Source organism: Fibrobacter sp. UWH5 (assembly GCF_900142505.1).
Classification (GTDB): Bacteria; Fibrobacterota; Fibrobacteria; order Fibrobacterales; family Fibrobacteraceae; genus Fibrobacter.
In genome coordinates this window covers 1-1070 of the sequence record NZ_FRBB01000057.1, presented here as the reverse complement: position 1 = coordinate 1070, position 1070 = coordinate 1, and the positions used below count along the sequence as shown (strand labels likewise).

Genomic DNA, 1070 nt, shown 5'->3' with positions numbered 1-1070 from the left:
ATGGCAAAAGAACATTTTGACAGAAGTAAGCCGCACTGCAACATCGGCACCATCGGCCACGTTGACCACGGTAAGACCACTCTGACCGCTGCTATCTGCACCACCCTCGCCGCTAAGGGCCTGGCTGCTGCAAAGCGTTTCGATGAAATCGACAACGCTCCCGAAGAAAAGGCACGTGGTATCACGATTAACACCTCTCACGTGGAATACACTTCTGCTGCACGTCACTACGCACACGTTGACTGCCCGGGCCATGCTGACTACGTCAAGAACATGGTTACTGGTGCTGCTCAGATGGACGGCGCAATTCTCGTCGTTGCTGCTACTGACGGTCCCATGCCCCAGACTCGTGAACACATCCTTCTCGCACACCAGGTTGGCGTGCCCAAGATCGTTGTTTTCATGAACAAGGTTGACATGGTTGATGACGTTGAACTTCTCGACCTCGTCGAAATGGAAGTTCGCGACCTGCTCTCCAAGTACGAATTTGACGGCGACAACGCTCCGATCATTCGCGGTTCTGCACTCAAGGCTCTCGAAGGCGACGCAGAATACCAGGACAAGATCATGGAACTCATGGCTGCTTGCGACGAATACATTCCGCTGCCGGCTCGTGAAACTGAAAAGCCGTTCCTCATGCCGATCGAAGACGTGTTCACCATTACCGGTCGTGGTACCGTTGCTACCGGCCGTATCGAACGCGGTGTTGTTCATCTGAACGACAAGGTCGAACGCATCGGTCTCGGCGAAACTGCCGAATACGTTATTACCGGTGTTGAAATGTTCCGTAAGCTCCTCGACGACGCTCAGGCTGGTGACAACGTTGGTCTCCTCCTCCGCGGCGCTGAAAAGAAGGACATTTCCCGCGGTATGGTGCTCGCAGCTCCCAAGTCTGTGACTCCGCACACCGAATTCAAGGCTGAAATCTACGTTCTTACTAAGGACGAAGGTGGTCGCCACACTCCGTTCATGAACGGCTATCGTCCCCAGTTCTACTTCCGCACCACCGACGTTACTGGTACCATCCAGCTGCCGGAAGGTGTCGAAATGGTGACCCCGGGTGACACCGT

1 protein-coding gene is annotated in these 1070 nt (G+C 54.6%); it reads left to right on the top strand.

The genetic code is table 11. The annotated features are described in order from the left end of the window. Positions 1-1070, top strand: a 1070-nt coding sequence (tuf, locus tag BUB38_RS15695; RefSeq protein ID WP_073161661.1) for an elongation factor Tu, incomplete at its 3' end; no start/stop codon positions are given.